The sequence below is a fragment of the Pseudoalteromonas sp. MB41 genome (genome assembly GCF_020966275.1).
In the GTDB taxonomy this organism is placed as follows: Bacteria; Pseudomonadota; Gammaproteobacteria; order Enterobacterales; family Alteromonadaceae; genus Pseudoalteromonas; species Pseudoalteromonas lipolytica.
Genome location: NZ_JAJJZF010000001.1, coordinates 376226 through 394945 on the forward strand (window position 1 = coordinate 376226; position 18720 = coordinate 394945).

General features: G+C 41.7%; 18 protein-coding genes, 1 tRNA gene and 1 pseudogene. 8 read left to right on the top strand and 12 right to left on the bottom strand.

Annotated features, from left to right (window positions below; all coding sequences use genetic code 11):
- Window positions 1-28: 28 nt before the first annotated feature.
- Both ggt and LPA49_RS01825 read right to left on the bottom strand, forming a co-directional pair.
- The gene (ggt, locus tag LPA49_RS01820; RefSeq protein WP_230235374.1) at window positions 29-1708 is read right to left on the bottom strand and encodes a gamma-glutamyltransferase; all 1680 of its coding nucleotides are present in this window, start codon (window positions 1706-1708) and stop codon (window positions 29-31) included.
- A gap of 57 nt (window positions 1709-1765) precedes the next feature.
- A pseudogene (locus LPA49_RS01825) lies at window positions 1766-2327 on the bottom strand (GNAT family N-acetyltransferase).
- Between the two features lie 50 nt (window positions 2328-2377).
- Here LPA49_RS01825 and LPA49_RS01830 point away from each other — a divergent pair.
- Window positions 2378-2743 carry a hypothetical protein gene (locus tag LPA49_RS01830; protein WP_036967240.1) on the top strand — a complete coding sequence of 122 codons (366 nt, stop codon included), beginning with the start codon at window positions 2378-2380 and terminating at the stop codon, window positions 2741-2743.
- Between the two features lie 54 nt (window positions 2744-2797).
- Here LPA49_RS01830 and LPA49_RS01835 read toward each other — a convergent pair whose 3' ends face one another.
- Window positions 2798-5020 carry a TonB-dependent receptor gene (locus tag LPA49_RS01835; RefSeq protein ID WP_180310966.1) on the bottom strand — a complete coding sequence of 741 codons (2223 nt, stop codon included), beginning with the start codon at window positions 5018-5020 and terminating at the stop codon, window positions 2798-2800.
- Window positions 5021-5410: 390 nt separating this feature from the next.
- Here LPA49_RS01835 and LPA49_RS01840 point away from each other — a divergent pair, with 390 nt between their 5' ends.
- On the top strand, window positions 5411-6256 hold the full coding sequence (locus tag LPA49_RS01840; RefSeq protein WP_230235376.1) for a VOC family protein: 846 nt from the start codon (window positions 5411-5413) through the stop codon (window positions 6254-6256).
- On the top strand, window positions 6253-6405 hold the full coding sequence (locus LPA49_RS01845; RefSeq protein WP_162898041.1) for a hypothetical protein: 153 nt from the start codon (window positions 6253-6255) through the stop codon (window positions 6403-6405). Before LPA49_RS01840 ends, LPA49_RS01845 begins: the two co-directional genes overlap by 4 nt.
- A gap of 70 nt (window positions 6406-6475) precedes the next feature.
- Here LPA49_RS01845 and LPA49_RS01850 read toward each other — a convergent pair whose 3' ends face one another.
- The 8 genes from LPA49_RS01850 to rlmE all read right to left on the bottom strand — a co-directional run bounded on the left by LPA49_RS01850 (window position 6476) and on the right by rlmE (window position 13876).
- Window positions 6476-7429, bottom strand: a complete 954-nt coding sequence (locus LPA49_RS01850) for a general glycosylation pathway protein (RefSeq protein ID WP_180310968.1) — start codon at window positions 7427-7429, stop codon at window positions 6476-6478.
- A gap of 174 nt (window positions 7430-7603) precedes the next feature.
- Window positions 7604-7688: transfer RNA gene (locus LPA49_RS01855), tRNA-Leu, on the bottom strand.
- 75 nt (window positions 7689-7763) lie between these two features.
- Window positions 7764-8111: a preprotein translocase subunit SecG gene (secG, locus tag LPA49_RS01860; RefSeq protein WP_036967228.1), complete on the bottom strand. Its 348-nt coding sequence runs from the start codon at window positions 8109-8111 to the stop codon at window positions 7764-7766.
- 1 nt (window position 8112) lies between these two features.
- A complete protein-coding gene (gene tpiA, locus LPA49_RS01865; protein WP_036967226.1) occupies window positions 8113-8862 on the bottom strand; it encodes a triose-phosphate isomerase in 750 nt (249 codons plus the stop codon).
- 69 nt (window positions 8863-8931) lie between these two features.
- Window positions 8932-10287 carry a phosphoglucosamine mutase gene (glmM, locus tag LPA49_RS01870; RefSeq protein WP_036967223.1) on the bottom strand — a complete coding sequence of 452 codons (1356 nt, stop codon included), beginning with the start codon at window positions 10285-10287 and terminating at the stop codon, window positions 8932-8934.
- Complete coding sequence (gene folP, locus LPA49_RS01875) at window positions 10280-11128, bottom strand: dihydropteroate synthase (protein ID WP_180310969.1); 849 nt, start codon at window positions 11126-11128, stop codon at window positions 10280-10282. Before folP ends, glmM begins: the two co-directional genes overlap by 8 nt.
- Window positions 11129-11242: 114 nt before the next feature.
- Complete coding sequence (gene ftsH, locus LPA49_RS01880; protein ID WP_176714535.1) at window positions 11243-13189, bottom strand: ATP-dependent zinc metalloprotease FtsH; 1947 nt, start codon at window positions 13187-13189, stop codon at window positions 11243-11245.
- 57 nt (window positions 13190-13246) lie between these two features.
- Window positions 13247-13876, bottom strand: coding sequence for a 23S rRNA (uridine(2552)-2'-O)-methyltransferase RlmE (rlmE, locus tag LPA49_RS01885; protein WP_036967218.1), 630 nt, complete (start codon window positions 13874-13876; stop codon window positions 13247-13249).
- Between the two features lie 89 nt (window positions 13877-13965).
- Here rlmE and yhbY point away from each other — a divergent pair, with 89 nt between their 5' ends.
- Entirely contained in the window at window positions 13966-14262 is a 297-nt protein-coding gene (gene yhbY / locus LPA49_RS01890) for a ribosome assembly RNA-binding protein YhbY (RefSeq protein ID WP_036967216.1), read from the top strand.
- A 68-nt stretch (window positions 14263-14330) separates the two neighbouring features.
- Here yhbY and LPA49_RS01895 read toward each other — a convergent pair whose 3' ends face one another.
- The gene (locus LPA49_RS01895; protein WP_036967213.1) at window positions 14331-15491 is read right to left on the bottom strand and encodes a serine hydrolase; all 1161 of its coding nucleotides are present in this window, start codon (window positions 15489-15491) and stop codon (window positions 14331-14333) included.
- Window positions 15492-15607: 116 nt separating this feature from the next.
- Here LPA49_RS01895 and LPA49_RS01900 point away from each other — a divergent pair, with 116 nt between their 5' ends.
- The 4 genes from LPA49_RS01900 (at window position 15608) to LPA49_RS01915 (ending at window position 18713) form a co-directional block, all read left to right on the top strand.
- On the top strand, window positions 15608-16411 hold the full coding sequence (locus tag LPA49_RS01900) for a hypothetical protein (protein WP_074989710.1): 804 nt from the start codon (window positions 15608-15610) through the stop codon (window positions 16409-16411).
- Window positions 16412-16601: 190 nt separating this feature from the next.
- On the top strand, window positions 16602-17450 hold the full coding sequence (locus LPA49_RS01905) for a MipA/OmpV family protein (protein WP_036967207.1): 849 nt from the start codon (window positions 16602-16604) through the stop codon (window positions 17448-17450).
- The gene (locus LPA49_RS01910) at window positions 17440-17826 is read left to right on the top strand and encodes a DUF3019 domain-containing protein (protein WP_036967206.1); all 387 of its coding nucleotides are present in this window, start codon (window positions 17440-17442) and stop codon (window positions 17824-17826) included. Before LPA49_RS01905 ends, LPA49_RS01910 begins: the two co-directional genes overlap by 11 nt.
- Before the next feature lie 179 nt (window positions 17827-18005).
- Window positions 18006-18713, top strand: a complete 708-nt coding sequence (locus LPA49_RS01915; protein ID WP_036967204.1) for a response regulator transcription factor — start codon at window positions 18006-18008, stop codon at window positions 18711-18713.
- Window positions 18714-18720 lie beyond the last annotated feature (7 nt).

Here is an 18720-nt window from a genome sequence, read left to right on the forward strand (position 1 = left end):
GTCGCTACCTGCGTTAAAAATTGCTCACTTAATTAGACGAATTAAGGGTATCAAATACCATCGCTTTACCACGACCAGATTCTTCAGATGCGGCATCGAGCTTGCCATCTTTATTGATGATCACATGCATATCACCAAAGTGACGCTCATCAAGTTTGTAGCCCATTTTTTCAAGCGCTTTAATAACCTTTGGCTCAAGCCCTTTATGGTGTCTTATCACGTTTTTAGGCCACAGTTGATGATGAAATCGCGGGCTATTTACGACTTGCTCAGCAGACATATTAAACTCTACCGCATTTAAGATTGATTCATACACTGAACTAATAATGGTGGTGCCGCCCGGTGAACCGGTTACCATTTTCACTTTATTGTCTTGTAATAAAATGGTGGGTGTCATTGAGCTTAACATCCGTTTGTGTGGTTGAATTTCGTTGGCCTCACCGCCTAATGCACCGAAAACATTCATAACACCTGGTTTAGCACTAAAGTCATCCATTTCATCATTAAGAATAAAGCCTGCTCCAGAAACAACCACACCGCTGCCAAAGCTTAAGTTGATTGTTGTTGTGTTTGCGACCGCATTACCCCACTGATCAATAATTGAGAAATGTGTTGTTTGCTCACTTTCATGTAAACCTGGTTTGATGTTTTCAGTTGTCGAAATTACATCATTACGAATACCCGTTGCACGTTTAGCGAGATAATCATCCGCGAGTAAGGCTGTTTTTGGTACATCGTAAAAATCAGGATCGCCTAAATACTCTGCTCTATCAGCAAAGACTCGTTTGCCGACTTCTGCAAGAATGTGCACATAGCGGGTCGAGTTATGCTCTAAAGGGCCTGTTGGTTTAGCAAGATCATACATTTTTAGCCATTGTAAAATAGCAATGCCCCCTGAACTGGGTGGCGGTGAAGTAAGCACTTCAAAACCACGCCAATGACCTTTAATAGGCATACGCGATTTGGCCTGATAGTCTTTAAGGTCTTGCTCTGAAATGATACCGCCATGCTGTTTCATAAACGTGGCAATTATTTTAGCTGTCTCGCCTTCATAAAAACCCGCCTTGCCATTATCACGAATGCGCTTAAGCGTTGCCGCAAGCTCTGGTTGCTTAAAGGTTTTATTAGCTTTAGCATCAGAAAAATAATCAGCAAAGTTAACTTTTATCGACTTTTTCTGCATTCGCGAAATATATTTTTGGATACTTGAAACAAGTTTCGGGTGCACAATAAAACCGTCTTCTGCCAACTTTACCGCAGGATCTACGAGGGTTTTCCACTCTAAGCTGCCATGCTTTTGGTGTGCTAGCCACATTCCGGCAACACTGCCCGGCACACCACTTGCGTGAATACCATACACTGACATGTTGTCTATCACATTCCCTTTTTCATCGAGATACATATCGCGATGAGCTGCTGCGGGGGCAGTTTCACGGTAATCTATAAAGTCACCTTTGCCGTCTTTTTGAATCAGCATAAAACCGCCGCCCCCAATATTACCGGCCTCAGGTAACGTGACAGCCAACACAAATTGGGCTGCTATGGCTGCATCAATGGCATTCCCGCCTTGCTCTAAAATTGCCCGTGCAGTATCGCTACTGTAACTGTCTGGCATCGCCACAGCCGCTTGTTTGGCTAATAATGGCGGATGAAAAAATAATACAACGAGAAGCGAGACACTGACCGTGTATTTTATTAAAGTTCGCATACTAATTCCTTTTGACGTTTTTATACTCATTTATACATGCCAAACTACTAAGGTCAATTAGTTACGCTTAAGTGAGGTTAATTCTGCTTTCGGACATGAATAAAGCACCGCTGGTAATTCTCCGTGTTCATCTTGGTGCAAGTATTCTTTTATAAATTTTAGCCCTAGCTTTTTCATTACACTAATCGATGCAAGGTTGTCTTTTAGGGGCTGTTGCTGAGAGTGTTTTAACTTCGGGGTGTTGACTAACCGCCAATGCAACACTCAAAGCGGCTTCAGATGCATAACCCTGCCCCCAACTAACACGTTTAAAACGCCAACCAATTTCAAGGTCGCTATAATCTGGCTTATCAAAAAATCCCATTGGCCTCACTAACACCCAGCCAATAAACATGTTGTTGTCGGTAACGCTTACCTGCCATAGCCCCCAGCCCTTTTGTTCATTGCGAAAAGCATTTAAACGGGGAATAAAAGTGTTTTTAATTGTTTGCATTGTTGATACTTTGCCACGGGTTAAATATTTCATTACCTGAGGATCGTTATCAAGCTCATATAATAATTCTGCATCATTTTCGTCCATTAAACGAAAACTTAGCCGTGTTGTTCTAGCTATATTCATTTTTAAATGCTTATACTGCTTATGGTGTTAATTAACCATTAGAGAAAAATATGAAAAAATTAGCAAGTTTAGTTTTACTAGGATGTATTGCCCTAACGGGGTGTGAAGATGCTGATGAAGCAAAAAAAGACGCAGCCGAAGCGAAAGAAGAAGTTAAGCAAGCTGTCAATGATGCATGGAAAGATGTAAAAGAGGCAACCAGTGAGTTTAACGATGACTCATTACAAGCACTGCTAGCAGAAAGCAAAGAAATGGGTTTAAGCATGTATGACGACGGTAAAGAAATTGCCATAGATGCATGGATCGAGAGTAAAGAAGCCGCTGGTGAACTTTCTGAAAAAACCAAGCAAAAAGCAAAAGAGTTGGCTGAAGAATTAAAAGCAGCCCGCGAAAAGCTTGAACAAGAAAAGAATTAAACTGTAAAAAATAAAAGGGTAAGCCATGCTTACCCTTTTTCATTCACCTTGCGATTAAAGCTCAAATTCTTTTTTGAACTTTAAGCCAAATTCACTGCGGTCATTACTGCGCATAACACCAACAAAACCTGACTGCTGTAAACGACCAACATCGTAAACTTCATTCAATACGTTTTCACCGTATAGCGTCACTTCAAAGTCGCCATTAGGGTTTAAATAAGAAATGTTAAACCCAACAAGTTCACGCGATTCAATATGTTCACTTTGGTTGTAAACTGATTGGCCTTGCATGTCACTGCGGTACGAATAGTTTGCGTTAATCGCCACCGTACCACCGTTGCTTAAGTCAACAAAGTACGATGGGGCAAGCATAACAGTCCAGCGCGGAGTTAATGCAGGTGAGTCACCTTTACCAATGCCTTGCACTCCTTCGTCAACCTCGGTGATCTCTGAATCTAAGTAGCCAATCGCACTACGCAGTGTAAAGTCATCCGTAAATGCTATCGTTGTTTCAAGCTCGATACCTTGTGCTTTTGACTCGCCAGCATTTTCAACAATCGTTACAAACCCCCCCCCGGCTGTTGGATCAGAGAATGGCAGTGCTAAATCGGTATAATCTGTGACAAAAACAGCAAGCATCATAGAAATATCTTCATGCACTTGACCTTTAAGGCCTAGCTCATAGTTAATCGCTTTTGTTTCATCAAATGAGACAAATTGATCAGGACCACCAAATGGACGTGGCGGAAAGCCACCTGTTTGATAGCCTTTTTGAATTTGCCCATACAGGTTCATGTTATTGCTGAGCTGGTAAGACGCGTTTACGTCCCATGTTACCGCATCAAAGTCAGCACTTACGTATTTACGCGTTGCAAAGCTTGGAAATTGTGCATCGGCTTCTTTTTTGTCTTTTGAATAACGAAGACCACCGCCTACTGTTAAGTCGTCACTTAAATCGTAACTTGCGTTGATATACGCTGCGTATGAATTTGTTTCTTGGTTAATATCAAAATAACCATAATTACCAAATGAAGCCGTTGTACCATCATTCAATAATCCGTCTGGCGTGTTGAATGGGCTAAATACAAAAGGCCCTGAGCTTGTAAATCCATCTTCATTAAAGAAATACAAACCAGACACAAAATCCATATTATCGTAGCTACCGTTTAACTGGATTTCGAAAGAATACTGATCGGCCCCCCCCTCTTCTGGGAATTCAGATAAATTAAGTGCCACGGCATCATCATCAAGGCCGCCTTCATATTCTGAGCTGCGGTAACTGGTGATAAATTTAGTCGTGTAAGTATTATTAATGTCCCAATGTGCTGATAATGATGTCCCCCAGCCTGAGTAAGCCGTTGATTCGATTCCTGCGACAGTCGTTGCTAAATCATCTGGATTACTTGGTAGCATGTCTTCAGTTAAAAGTGGAAAATCACCATTAAATGGATCATTAGCGTCCAACGGTGCCGTTAACTCGATTGTGTAAGGTGATTGACCTGATTCATTGTCGACGCCATCAACAGAGAAAACAAAAGATAAGTCGCTGTTAGCTTGCCATTTCAACGCCATACGACCACTTAGCTCTTGCTCTTCACCAATTTCGTTTGCTGGATTAACAAGGTTAATTGCCTCACCGACTCCATCACGTTGTTTGTACGACACACTGGCCGACATGCTGACAGTGTCTGTAAGGCTGTTATTAAAATAAACATCACCCGCTAAACGATTGCGACTTCCAACTTTAGCCGTTGTGGTTACAATCCCTTCGTCACCAGGTTGTTTAGTAATAATGTTAACTGCACCACCAAGTGTATTACGGCCATATAAAGTACCTTGTGGGCCTCGCAACACCTCAACACGCTCTACATTCGGGAGTGATAAGTTTGAGCCCATTTGACGCCCAAGGTAGACACCATCTAAGTATACGCCTACGCCAGGATCTGTGGTGATCACGTGATCTTGTAAACCAATACCGCGAATAAACACAGAGGCATGCGCTGCATTACCCACACCATAACGGGTAATATTTAAATTAGGCACGTATTTACCAATATCTTCTAAGTTGCTCATATTGGCTTTATCAATCAGGTTTTCACCGATTGAAGTAACCGCTGTTGGCGACTCAAAAATACTTTCTGTGCGTTTGCGAGCTGTGACTTCTATTTTTTCGAATGCATCTTGTTTCGCGGTGGTTTTTTCTTGCTCAGCGAAAGCTGATGAAGATAAGGCAGCTACAACAGCCACACTTAATTGTGAGAAATGACGTAATTTCAATTAAAACTCCAAAGGATACCGTGTGTGTATTTTTACCTGTAAATCGCAGGCATAAAAAAAGACGCTTAGGTATAAGCATCTTTCCTCTGGAGGGACATTATATGTCAATTTTGTGAAAATACGTATAATTATTTTATATTTTATTATTTTTTATAAACTAAATGCATAATATGTATGACAAATTGGATAACTTTTTCACACAAACCCAATTTTTAAAGAAAAATAATTGCAGAAATTCAAAGAGTAACCCACTTTCCGTCTAAATAATCACCACGCTATGCGCATTATCATAGTTCCTTTAGAAAATATTAAAGTGCACTGCTTTTGATTGAATAATAAACAAAAAATAGTCTATGCTGTTACTTGACCCTATTTTGCAAGGAGCATACTTTGAAATTACTATCCCCATTACGCGCTGCGATTATTGTTGCTGTATCGACGGTGTCCCTCACGGGCTGCCAACTTACCTCCAATGAACTCCCCGCTATTAGTGACTCTGGTACAAAAAACACGGGCCATGTGGTGTGGCATGACTTGATTACGCCAAATTTAGCGGAGTCTAAAGCTTTTTATGGCAAGGTGTTCGGCTGGCAATTTGAACAGGTAAATGACAGCTACACTTTCGCCAAACTCGACGGTAAATTAATTGCAGGCATGGCACAGTTAGATAACACACAAAATGCAAGCCTCTGGTTAAGCCTTATCAGTAGCCAAGATATAACTGATGCCACGAATAAAACACTTGCTGCAGGCGGTAAAGTATTAGTAAAAAGCACTGAAATCAAAGGGCGAGGCACAATTGCCGTATTAGAAGACCCTCAAGGCGCTGTATTTTCATTAATTAATACTGTGAACGGCGACCCCACAGTGAGCACACATGACAATGGGTGGATTTGGCAAGAAGTATGGAGTGATGACCCAATACAAAGCAAAGCTTTTTACCAACGCCTCGGCAATTACTCTTCTAAGGAAAAATCACTGCAACAGCTCAATTACAGCTACCTCGCTGTCGAGGATAAACCTGCCATTGGCTTTGTTAAAAAGCCCGATGCTGAAATCGGTAACACATGGGTTAACTACATTAAAGTCGACGATGTTGATGCAACATTACTTAAAGTAACGGCTGCAGGCGGGGTTATATTAATGGCACCAAATGAAACCGTTCGCAAAGGAAGTGTTGCTATTATTAGAGACCCAGCGGGTGCAGGTCTGGTCATTCAAGAGGAAATAAAATGAAAAAGCGTTTAATTAAAGTCATCACAGTAGTCGCAGCAGCTATTCTATTAAATGCATGTTCACCTTATGCAAGCCTTAATGTAAACGCCCCATTTAAAGTGGGCCCTGTTTATGTTAACCCAAGCATTGGTGTAGGTGGTTCGTTATAAAAACGACCGTCATAGGGCTCATGCGCCCTGTGACGGTATTGCTTTAAGTTATGTGTTTTTCGCCGTCTAATTATTGTAAAGAGGTATTAATTTTGGCACGCTGAACTTGGGTTAATATGCCTTCGGCTTTCGCACCTAAATAGACATAAATAGCCAATGCGATTAACAAACCCACCACCGCAAACATCATCAATACCGCAGGCATCACATATTCTGTTTGACCCAAAGCGGCTTTAAACATCGTAAGTAACGCCTCTATTGACACTGCAATAAGAATGGTTGAGATAAAACGGGTAATAGTGCGACGTGTTGAACTGTGACGAAAGATATCTTTGTGCATTAAAATCTCTTCTTCTAAAATCGTTTTTCCTAGGTCGAAAATAGCAAGGGCTAAGGTAACAAAGATAATAATAGTAAAGGGCTTTAGAGGATCTGAATGTGCCTGCTCGCTCGTAACCAAAGAAAACATGCCCTCGAATACTTTAAATAATAAATAAAATACCAAGCAAAATAAGCAAGCGACAATAAGCCCATACCCTACTTTAAAGTAAGCCGTCATATTCGCTCGTTTCGTATCCCCCATGATGAACTCGATAAGTTCGGTGAGGCACACATCAATAACGACGTAACACGGAGCGCCTTCTTTGAATTGAACAGACTTTATAACCGAAATACATAAATGCCTCGTGGCCGTTGATACATAGGGTGAGGTGAAATGTGCCTCTGTCGAGTTTGATATCGCTGTAAAGTAGGGTCGAGCGCTTAAATCTTGCCCTGCCCCTCTATTAGCTAAGTCTTTCTTATACTGGGGTTTAAAGCACACATTATTACCTAGCTGAATCCCCTGCTCATCTAAACAATACTGCAACTCTAAAAAGGGATACTGCTTAATGAGGGGTTGAACATCTTTTTTTTGAGCAAGCGCTGTATGCACACTTGCCAGAATTGAAAGCAATAAATTTTGAATCAGCCCTTGGTATTCTTCATATCGTTCTATTGCGCTTAAATAACTCATTCTTGCCATAATGGCATCCTCTGGTGAACACACACAAGATAACAAGCAAGGAGAGAACCAAGTTATATATATCTTACAAATCAATGAGGTAGAGTATTAACAGAGGGCGAACAGCACCAAAAAAGTGCAAAAACATACCGAAACGAAAAAAGCCGTGACTTTTAGGTCACGGCTTTTTAAATTTGGTGCGGATGGGGGGACTTGAACCCCCACGGCCGAAGCCACCACCCCCTCAAGATGGCGTGTCTACCAATTCCACCACATCCGCATACAATTCTGTATGATGTTAAGCTGTTTGATTTACTGAGGAGATAAATCGCTTAACAATAATTAGCAACGCTAATTAATTTGGTACGTCAGAGCTTTTCTCTTCTGTCACTGGCACATCAGTTTGTGCTGGAGTAACAGTTTCAACAGCTGGCGCAGCCTCTAGGTTTTCCCACTCGTCCGTCTTTTTAATTTGACCGGCAGTCAGGTTACCTAAAACAATACTTAACACGAAGAAAATCGTTGCAAGAATTGTTGTTGTTTTTGTCATGAAGTTGCCTGCACCTGATGAGCCAAACACTGTAGCAGACGCACCTGCTCCAAATGATGAACCCATATCAGCGCCTTTACCTTGCTGGATTAAAACCATACCAACAAGCGCTAAAGCAACAATTAAATAAACTACTAATAAAATTTCGTACATCTTATACGGTCCCTTTTGCACTTTCACAAATAGCAGTAAATGATTCTGCTTTTAGACTTGCGCCGCCTATTAGGCCGCCATCTATATCTGGTTGTGCAAATAATAATTCGCTATTTTTTTCATTCACGCTACCACCATATAAGATGGTTAGCTGTTCAGCTAAATCACTATCCGCAGAAGCAATTTTCTCACGGATAAATTTATGTACAGCTTGCGCTTGCTCAGGAGAAGCAGTCTTACCTGTGCCAATGGCCCAAACGGGCTCGTATGCTACCACAGAATTCTTCAGTGCTGCTACACCTAATTTGTTAATTACAGCATCAATTTGTGCTGCAACCACTAATTCGGTTTCATTCGCTTCACGTTGTTCTTCGCTTTCGCCAACACATAAGATAGGTGTTAAACCAACGTGTTGAGCGCGAGCAAATTTATCCGCAACTACCGCATCAGATTCACCATAAATACTGCGACGCTCTGAATGCCCTACTAAGGTATACGTTGCGCCTAAGTCTTTAATCAGCTGAGCATCTACTTCACCCGTAAACGCACCCGCTTGGTTTTCTGAGACCGTTTGCGAACCGACAACAACATTTTGTTGTTGCAGCGAACTTATCAACGGGAATGGTGGAAACACCACAATATCAAGTTCATCAGACTGAACATTTTTGATAGCGTTTGCTAATTGTTCAACAAGTTCTAACGAACCGTTCATTTTCCAATTGCCTGCTACCATTGGCTTACGTGTTGCCATATTTCCACTCCACATTAGAAAGCGGGCAAGATACTAACTCGACTTGCCCAAAGTTACAAGAGGTTATTGTTATCCCTCGGTTTGTTTGCTCACAGATTCGACAATTTCAGCAATTTTTTGTGCGCTGTCTAGTACTGTTTTCTCTTGATCAGCCTCTACCATTACGCGAACAACAGGTTCTGTCCCCGATTTGCGAAGTAGAACACGCCCTGTATCACCTAATTTTTCTTCGATTTGTGCCACAATATCGATAACAGCTTGTGCTTGCGTTGGATCCGTACCTTGAGGGTAACGAACATTGATCATTTTCATCGGGTATTTTGTAAAGCCAGCACCTAAGTCTTGCAGTGTTTTATTCTGTGCAACCATGGCAGCTAACACCTGCAAACTCGAAATAATACCGTCACCAGTACTAATTAAATCAAGATTCAATACATGGCCTGAGCTTTCGCCTCCGATTTTCCATCCTTTCTCTTGCAAAAGCTCCATGACATAACGATCGCCAACTTTACTGCGAGCAAAATCAATACCACGCGCTTTTAATGCATTTTCAAGCCCCATGTTTGACATGACCGTGCCAACAACACCCCCACCCAACATATCGTCGTTTGCAGCTTGGCATGCAATAATATAAACAATGTCATCACCATCGAAGACACGTCCGTTGTGGTCAACCATCATCACACGGTCACCGTCACCGTCGTACGCAATACCAACATCGGCATCATGCTCAAGTACTTTGCGCTTGAGTGTTTCAACGTGAGTTGCACCGCATTCAAGGTTAATGTTGACACCATTTGGTTCACACGCATGACAAATGACTTCTGCACCAAGCTCACGCATAACAGACGGGGCTATATGATAAGTTGCGCCATTAGCACAATCTAATACGATTTTTAGACCCTCTAATGATAAACCTTGAGGGAATTGGCTTTTACAAAACTCAATATAACGGCCATCAGCCGTTTCTAAACGACGTGCTTTACCTAATTTATCTGAAGCTACGCAAGTCATTGGCTCTTCCATCATGGCTTCAATTTCAAGCTCAACTTCATCCGCTAGCTTCAAACCACGACTAGAGAAAAATTTAATCCCATTATCATGATAAGGGTTATGTGATGCACTAATAACGATGCCAGCTTCAGCACGGAAAGTTTGCGTTAAATAAGCAACCGCTGGGGTCGGCATAGGGCCAAGTAGGACAACATCAATGCCTGCAGCAATAAGACCTGCTTCCAGTGAAGTTTCTAACATATACCCAGAGATACGCGTGTCTTTACCAATAATAACCTTCTTGGTACCAATTTTTGATAATACGCGTCCAGCTGCCCAACCAAGTTTTAATGCAAACTCTGGAGTAATAGGGTATTCGCCCACCATGCCACGAACGCCATCCGTGCCAAAATATTTTCTTGTTTTACTCATTTATAATTCCTTTCTTACATGCTTGCCATACGGTCAACACATCTAAAGTTTCTGAAACATCATGCACACGAATGATTTTTGCCCCATTTTGGGCAGCAATTAAAGCACCTGCTAAACTGCCAGCTAAACGCTCATCCGTGCTTTTATTTAATAAATTACCAATCATGGATTTGCGTGATAAACCCGCAAGGACCGGTAAATTGAATTGATTAAACTCGTCAAACCTATCAAGAATTTCGTAGTTGTGCGCGAGCGTTTTCCCAAAACCGAAACCGGGATCTAAAATAATACGTTGTTGCTGAATCCCCGCTTGCTCACATGCTTCGATACGCTCGGAAAAAAAGTCATTAATATCTGCAAATAAATCCTCATACTGTGGATTACTTTGCATCGTGCGAGGTTGTCCTTGCATATGCATCAAGCAAATTGCAACGTCAGGGTATGCAGATAATACTTCAATAGCACCGGGCTCTTGTAATGCCCTAACATCATTAATGATATCTGCACCCGCTAAAATAGCCTGACGCATGACCTCACTTTTGCTGGTATCAATTGAAATTATACAGTCGCTTGTTTTTCTGAGCGCTTTAACCAGAGGGATAACACGGTCAAGCTCATCTTCCAATGAAACGTCAGGGGCACCAGGGCGTGTCGACTCACCGCCAATATCAATGATTTTTGCGCCTTGTTCTAAGAGTGTATGAGCTTGTTTGACAGCGCTGTCTAGTTGGCAATAATTGCCGCCGTCTGAAAATGAGTCAGGAGTGACATTTAAGATCCCCATCACAACAGGGGTATCGAGGTGTAAAGTGCGGCCTCGAGGTAAACTAACAGTGGTCATCTATCACCTATACTGCTTCCATGGCGAATGTTTAGGTGCTGCACCTAAACGATTTTTTATGTCGCTACAAAAAAGCCCCGGCAAGCGGGGCTTTTGCTAATCGTATTTTAACGATTATTCAGCTTTGTCATCAAGGTTTGTTTCATCCTTTTTTACTGAATCATCCGATTTTGACTCTTCAGCAACAGGTTCAGCCTTGGCAGCTGGTTTTTTATCATCTGGACGACGGTCATGCATGTCACGCGGTTCGCGCACTGGCTGACGAGCCATTAAATCGTCAATCTGACCCGCATCAATTGTTTCGTACTTCATTAATGCATCTTTCATCGCGTGTAAGATATCAATATTGTCTTTTAAGATTTGCTCAGCACGTTGGTAATTACGATCTGAGAACAAACGAATTTCGCTATCGATAACTTTTGCTGTTTCATCTGACATGCTCATGGCACGGCTTCCACCGCCACCCATGTACATCTCGTTTTGATCTTCAGCATACAGCAGTGGACCTAACTTTTCGCTTAAGCCCCATTGAGTAACCATTTTACGTGCGATGTCTGTCGCGCGCTCAATATCGTTACTTGCCCCTGTGGTTACTTTGTCTTCACCATAAATCAGAGCTTCTGCAATACGACCACCGTAAAGACTAGAAATCATTGACTCTAGTAACTCTTTAGAGTGACTCACACGGTCTTGTTCAGGCAAGTACATCGTAACACCTAGTGCACGACCACGTGGAATAATAGACACCTTATAAACAGGGTCGTGTTCTGGCACCATACGGCCCACAATCGCGTGACCTGCTTCATGATAAGCGGTCATCTCTTTTTCTTGTTCGCTCATCACCATGGTCTTACGCTCTGCGCCCATCATGATTTTATCTTTTGCTGCATCAAACTCAGCCATGCTAACAACACGCTTGTTGCCGCGCGCTGCATATAGCGCCGCTTCATTTACCAAGTTTGCAAGGTCAGCACCTGAGAAACCAGGTGTACCCCGTGCAATCACAGCGGCCTCAACGTTATCGCCTAATGGCACTTTACGCATGTGCACTTTCAAGATTTGCTCACGACCACGAATATCAGGTAAACCAACTACAACTTGGCGGTCAAAACGACCCGGACGTAATAACGCGGGGTCAAGTACATCTGGGCGGTTTGTCGCTGCAATAACGATAATACCTTCATTACCTTCAAAGCCGTCCATTTCTACTAGCATTTGGTTTAGAGTTTGCTCACGTTCATCGTGACCGCCCCCCATGCCTGCACCACGTTTACGACCTACCGCATCAATTTCGTCGATAAAGATGATACACGGGGCTGCTTTTTTCGCTTGTTCGAACATGTCACGGACACGTGATGCACCCACACCAACAAACATTTCTACGAAATCAGAACCTGAAATTGTAAAAAATGGTACTTTTGCTTCACCAGCAACCGCTTTCGCTAAAAGAGTTTTACCCGTACCCGGAGGACCTACCATAAGTACGCCTTTAGGGATACTACCACCCAGCTTTTGGAATTTTGATGGATCACGTAAGAAGTCCACTAACTCTGTGACATCTTCTTTCGCTTCATCACACCCGGCAACATCAGCAAACGTTGTTTTAACTTGATCTTCGCTCATTAGGCGGGCTTTGCTCTTACCGAAAGACATCGCCCCTTTGCCGCCACCGCCTTGCATTTGACGCATGAAGAAAATCCACACACCAATAAGCAGTAACATTGGGAACCAAGAGATTAAAATGCTGGCGAGGAAAGACTGCTCTTCAGGCTTAACACCTTTAACATTTACATTGCTTTTCAATAAATCATTCAAAATGTCTTTATCATACATTGGCATGATAGTTTGAAAGCGCTCACCATTTGTTTTGGTACCTGTAATGGTGCCGGTTGTGCTTTCAATAGAGACCTCTTGAATAGCGCCGCTACGTGCGTCACTAACAAATTGAGTGTAACTTGTTTGGCGATCTGCTTGATCACCACCATTAAAGCTCTGAAACACTGACATTAGCACAACTGCAATGACCAGCCAGAGTATTAGATTTTTCGCCATATCGCTCAAGGGGTTAACCTCTTGTATCCAATTAATTTAAATTCAACTTAACGCAGCACAACTGTACTACAGTTTGTAGCCTGTCGCCACTATATAAACTTCCCGAGAACGGGCACGCGAAGCATCGGGCTTTCTAATTTTTACCGCCTTAAAGCTATTACGTACGTCCTGTAAGTATTGATCAAATCCTTCTCCTTGGAATACTTTGACACAAAAAGCGCCATTTTTCTTCAAAACTTGATGACACATGTCGAGCGCAAGTTCGACAAGATACATACTACCAGCTTGATCAACTGATGTATTGCCACTCATATTCGGTGCCATATCAGAAAAAACGACATCAACATTTTTACCGTCAATACGTGTTAATAATGCATCAAGCACAGCTTCTTCACGGAAGTCACCTTGCAAAAAATCAACACCTGCTAAAGAATCCATCGGTAAGATATCACAGGCAATAACCTGCCCTTTATCACCTACTTTTTCAGCTAAATACTGAGACCAGCTGCCGGGTGCGGCCCCTAAGTCAACCACTGTCATAGCCGGTTTAATTAATTTATCTTTATTTTGAATTTCGTCTAATTTGAATACCGCACGAGAACGCCAACCTTTCTTTTGCGCTTCGTGAACATAAGGATCGTCGAAATGTTCCTTCAACCAACGCTTAGAACTGGCTGAATGTTTTTTGTTTGCCATAAAATTAATACGTAACTAATTAGTAATATTCTCTAGATGGCGTTAGAATACCCTTAATTCAAGCCATATTCAGCAAAATTTGTAACATCATGAAATTATCGAACAAACAAAAGCAGTTTTTAAAAGGTCAAGCACACAGTTTAAAACCGGTTGTATTACTTGGTGCAAATGGTTTAACAGAAGGCGTTTTAGTTGAAATCGAAAGCGCACTTAATATTCACGAGCTTATCAAAGTAAAAGTACCTACCGACGAGCGTGAGACTAAAGCATTGATTTTTGATGCAATTGTTCGCGAGACCGGCGCAGAAAAATTACAAACAATTGGTCATACAATTGTGCTTTATCGCCAAAGCGAAGAGAAAAAAATTCAGCTTCCTCGCGGCTAATTTTGCAACAAAGTCATGCAATAAACTAAAAGCCAGCGCAGAGCTGGCTTTTTTGTAACTAAATTTTATTACTTAAGCGTTTTATCTTCTCTAACGAACTTAAGCGTCCGATTTATAAATTCGGTGGTTAATTCGTTGATCAATCCTGTCTCGGCATTGAGTACTAAGCTAAAACCAATATTTAAATAAGGAAACACCACTAAATCACTTCGGTAACCTTGCACCCAGCCACTATGATAATAAAGTACTTCATCATCATAGTTGTATACCCGCCATCCAAGCCCGTAATATGCATCTTTAACATGACTGCGCCACACTCTTCGACGCGTCTCTTTTTTGGTGTGTGTATACGGTCGGGTTTGTTTGATTAGTGCATCTAAAGGCAATACTTCGGGGTATTGACCTAGCTGCGCGTTAAGCCAAATAGCCATATCGTTTGCGCTGGCATTAACCCCTGCGGCAGCTGCAACCTTGTAGTAATTTTTCTTTAACCGAGATGTATACCACCGTTTTCGGCCACGAACATGAGGGTGAGCAAAATTATCGTCGCGGACCATGCCATCATAACCCACACTCGCATCGACCATTTTAAGGGGGGCAAAGATATATTCAGAAATCCAATGCGTGTAGTCCATTTGAGTCGACTTTAAAATCACCGAGTCAATTAAGCTAAACATCACATTTTGATAACCGTAACATTCACCCGGCTTACATATTGGTTGCACGCTCAGCAGTTGCTCGACGATATCAGGGTAACTCATTCGCGATTCAATCAGATTATCATACGCATTCGGCACTAAGCCGCTTGAATGACTTAAAATATGGTAAATTTTTAAATCATCTTTATAAACGGTATTGGAAAACTCAGGAATAAACTTACTCAGAGGATCATCGATATTAAACTCCCCCTGCGCAGCAAGTTTTGAGGTTAATGACCCTGCAAAAGTTTTTGATACGGATGCCAAACGAAAACGCGTGTGTTTATCAACCTTTCGGCCATTGTCTATTTTTGTGCGGCCTATCCCCCGCACAAAATCATCTTCTCCGACTTTGACAATTGAAAGCGCTCCACCTGGAATACCTTTACTTCTTAATTTTCGAGATAAGTACGTATTGTAATCGTCTAAAAATGTCTGCCATTGTGAACCGCTACCTGCAGCCTGACTGCTAAAAGAAAGCAGTAAAAGAAATGAAAATAGACAAATGATAATAGGTGCTGAGTACTTCATTATTTATTTTTTTAATCTGTTTCGGAAGTTTCTCATAACATAATATCATGAACTTTTGCTTCGACTAACGTACAATGCGCACAATCTTAACTTTTTTCATGGGTAGACTTATTTTTATGCGCTTACTTGTCGTTTTGCTTTTTACTTTAATTTCAGCCGGTTGTGCCCTAAGACCAGAACCAGCTCCGTTGTTAGTAATGCCAGAAAAGCCATTGCTACAAAGCCAACGTTATCAAATAAAGTATGAAACAGACCATGCAGCACCTAAAGTTAAGTCTGTGCAGTTACCGGCTCATACTGTCAGTAAAAATCAAACAGTGACGATTGTTGCCGACAAAACGAGCGTGACAGATACGCTTTATTCACAAATTTCTGAATCGTTAGTGGCAAAACAATTAAAGGTTGTTGATGAAGGTCAAGCGGATTACACGCTCTCAATCCATCAATTAGATTTAGAGTTGGTTGCTGACACTGAGTACACACTCGTAAAACCACAAAAACCATTTCCTTTATTCGATGATATCGCGGTTCAGTTCCCAACTAAGCAGTGTGCAACAATGCTTGGACAAGTGAGTATGCGTTTAACACATAAAAAAACCGGTGATGTAGTTTGGTTTGCAAAATCGTCTATCGATAGCGCAAGCTTTCACCGCGAGCCACTTATTTACAGCTTTGAACAGCAGCAAATGATTAAAAATGAACTCGAAGTTGCCAGTTTCATTCATGAGCAAAACACTGAGCAAGCTCGTCTTGAGCGCATTAACAAAAACATTGAGATACCTGCTTATCAAACTATTTCACGTATGACAGCTCTAACGAAAGAACAAGGCCCGTGTAATCGTACAGAGATAAGCGCGCTGACACCGATGATGCAATACTACCTCACCAGTATTTTAATCGACAAAATTAAAGTCCAGTGAGTCATCTATAAACGCTCACACTGTTAATGTGGCTGCTTTTCTTACCTACTACCCTCAAGGAAAGCAGCGTTTAATTTAAGCCACACTTTTTAACACACCTGATTACACCCCTACATTTTTTTACAGATTTCGGGAACTCATTAACAATATACTATATCCTAGTACGAGCTTATTTTTATTAGTAACAAGGATGACAAACTTGCGAGCCTGCAGCGCCCTTTTATTTATCTACTTATGCATTTTTAGCACGTCGAGCCAAGCAAGTAATCGTTATTACGCCGACAATACACTCGAACCAAGCCAAGGTTTTGCCTGGGATTGGGGAATTGGTGCAGGGTATTATGCTGAAGATTCATACCTTGTTGGCATGGACTCCTATAATGATGGATTTGAGCCCGATATCCATCTTGCTGTCTCTTACGAGAAATTTTACCTCGATTACGACCAAAGCCAATTAAGTGGTGGCCTTTCTCTTGGCTACAGCATTATAGATAAATTTGAGTGGGGTCTTGATATTGTCGGGACGAATGTTCAATCAGGGTTTGACGAAACAGGTTTAACGTTTTACGGCGACGATGTTATCGCGGAACTTGAGGGAATAAAACGCCGCAATTATGATTTTGATGTTGGTCTTCGCCTGTCCCGCCGCTTTGAAAATTCACACATTTCTTTTGAATATTTACACGATGTATCTGGCACTCATAATGGCTGGGTAATGAATTCATTTTTTAGTCAGATCATTCCATGGCGAAACTGGGAATTTCGTTCAGGTGTTGGCCTGAGTGCCTACTCAAGTGACTTTACCAATTACTATTTTGGGATTTCGCAGCCCGAATCACGCGCTGACAGACCTCTGTATATCCCAGATACATCATACAGTCTCATTTTTGAGTTTCATGCGGAATACCCGCTTAATCAGCACTGGGTCTTTTTAACGGGTTGGTTATCAACTTGGTTTTCAAATGACATTCATCAAAGCCCTATTATATCGCAAGAGTATCAGCATAAAGCCAAGGTAGGCCTGCGCTATGTTTTTTAAATACTACTTTTTGTTCGCCTTACCCATTGCACCCGTCAATGCACAAGAACAGACAGCCGATAGCAATACTCTTGTTGCAATACCTGATACCTGTGTGGCACTGCGTGAAGGACGAAATTGTTACGCTGATGTTGAAGTTTCTTGGCGACAGCAGCAAATAGGAAACTACTGTTTACGTAATTCCGACAGCAAACATATTATTCAATGCTGGCTTATGCAGCACAAAGGGCTGTTTAGGTATGAGTTTGACTCTACAGAAACGGTCGGATTTGAGTTGATTAATAGTGATAATGGAAAAATTGTCGCCTCCACTGAAATACAGTTACAGTGGGTATATAAAAACCGTCAGAAAAAACGTCGTTGGCGACTGTTCTAATACCATTCCGCTTAATTAAGTGGTCTATTTTGAGGCAATAAAACCGCGTTGATAACAAGGCAAAAATTTAGTTATTTAGTTGTTCTAAATCAGAAATTTTTAACGCAGGTAGCGACTGGTTTGATCACTCAAAATGATTAAGTATTTTTGCGGATTGGTATAACTATTAGGAGTAGATAATGGAGCATTACGGAACAATTTTACTCGTTGAAGATGATATTTCTTTGGCGAATTGGGTAGCCGAATACTTAACAGAGCAAGGTTACAATACCACACTTTGCCAGCGTGGCGATCTCGTTGTTGAACAAGTTCGCACCTCACCGCCCGACCTCGTATTACTGGATATTATGCTACCAGGGCAAGATGGCATCAGCGTTTGTCGCGACTTAAGGCAGTTTTATCATGCCCCCATTATTATGCTGACCGCCCGAGATGATGAAATGGATGAGGTTATTGGTCTAGAAGTGGGTGCCAGTGATTACATGATGAAACCAGTGCGTCCTCGAGCATTACTCGCCCGTATTAAAGCGGCTCTTCGTTCTCAGTCTGACAAACAAGACTCAGCCACTGAATCGAGTATTATTACAGTAGGCAAGTTAGCGATTCATACCGATTCTCGCACGGTTTACTTTAATGATGAAGAAGTTCATATATCAAGTGCCGAATATTTATTACTGCACTACCTTGCGAGTAATGCAGGCCAAGTTGTTTCAAGAGACGCCGTTTTCAAAGCAACAAAAGGGCGAGAATACGACGGTTTGGACCGTAGCGTTGATGTGCTTATTTCATCATTGCGGAAAAAATTCAGTGATGATCCTCAACATCCCGAAAAAATAAAAACAATTTGGGGACGAGGTTATCTACTGGTCGCCACGGCTTGGCAATAGATTTAAA

What these genes read in the sequence shown, in the direction of transcription:
- ggt (WP_230235374.1), bottom strand. Translation starts at nt 1,708, where the DNA reads ATGCGAACTTTAATAAAATACACGGTCAGTGTCTCGCTTCTCGTTGTA.
- LPA49_RS01830 (WP_036967240.1), top strand. Translation starts at nt 2,378, where the DNA reads ATGAAAAAATTAGCAAGTTTAGTTTTACTAGGATGTATTGCCCTAACG.
- LPA49_RS01845 (WP_162898041.1), top strand. Translation starts at nt 6,253, where the DNA reads ATGAAAAAGCGTTTAATTAAAGTCATCACAGTAGTCGCAGCAGCTATT.
- LPA49_RS01850 (WP_180310968.1), bottom strand. Translation starts at nt 7,429, where the DNA reads ATGGCAAGAATGAGTTATTTAAGCGCAATAGAACGATATGAAGAATAC.
- secG (WP_036967228.1), bottom strand. Translation starts at nt 8,111, where the DNA reads ATGTACGAAATTTTATTAGTAGTTTATTTAATTGTTGCTTTAGCGCTT.
- tpiA (WP_036967226.1), bottom strand. Translation starts at nt 8,862, where the DNA reads ATGGCAACACGTAAGCCAATGGTAGCAGGCAATTGGAAAATGAACGGT.
- glmM (WP_036967223.1), bottom strand. Translation starts at nt 10,287, where the DNA reads ATGAGTAAAACAAGAAAATATTTTGGCACGGATGGCGTTCGTGGCATG.
- folP (WP_180310969.1), bottom strand. Translation starts at nt 11,128, where the DNA reads ATGACCACTGTTAGTTTACCTCGAGGCCGCACTTTACACCTCGATACC.
- rlmE (WP_036967218.1), bottom strand. Translation starts at nt 13,876, where the DNA reads ATGGCAAACAAAAAACATTCAGCCAGTTCTAAGCGTTGGTTGAAGGAA.
- yhbY (WP_036967216.1), top strand. Translation starts at nt 13,966, where the DNA reads ATGAAATTATCGAACAAACAAAAGCAGTTTTTAAAAGGTCAAGCACAC.
- LPA49_RS01895 (WP_036967213.1), bottom strand. Translation starts at nt 15,491, where the DNA reads ATGAAGTACTCAGCACCTATTATCATTTGTCTATTTTCATTTCTTTTA.
- LPA49_RS01900 (WP_074989710.1), top strand. Translation starts at nt 15,608, where the DNA reads ATGCGCTTACTTGTCGTTTTGCTTTTTACTTTAATTTCAGCCGGTTGT.
- LPA49_RS01905 (WP_036967207.1), top strand. Translation starts at nt 16,602, where the DNA reads ATGACAAACTTGCGAGCCTGCAGCGCCCTTTTATTTATCTACTTATGC.
- LPA49_RS01910 (WP_036967206.1), top strand. Translation starts at nt 17,440, where the DNA reads ATGTTTTTTAAATACTACTTTTTGTTCGCCTTACCCATTGCACCCGTC.
- LPA49_RS01915 (WP_036967204.1), top strand. Translation starts at nt 18,006, where the DNA reads ATGGAGCATTACGGAACAATTTTACTCGTTGAAGATGATATTTCTTTG.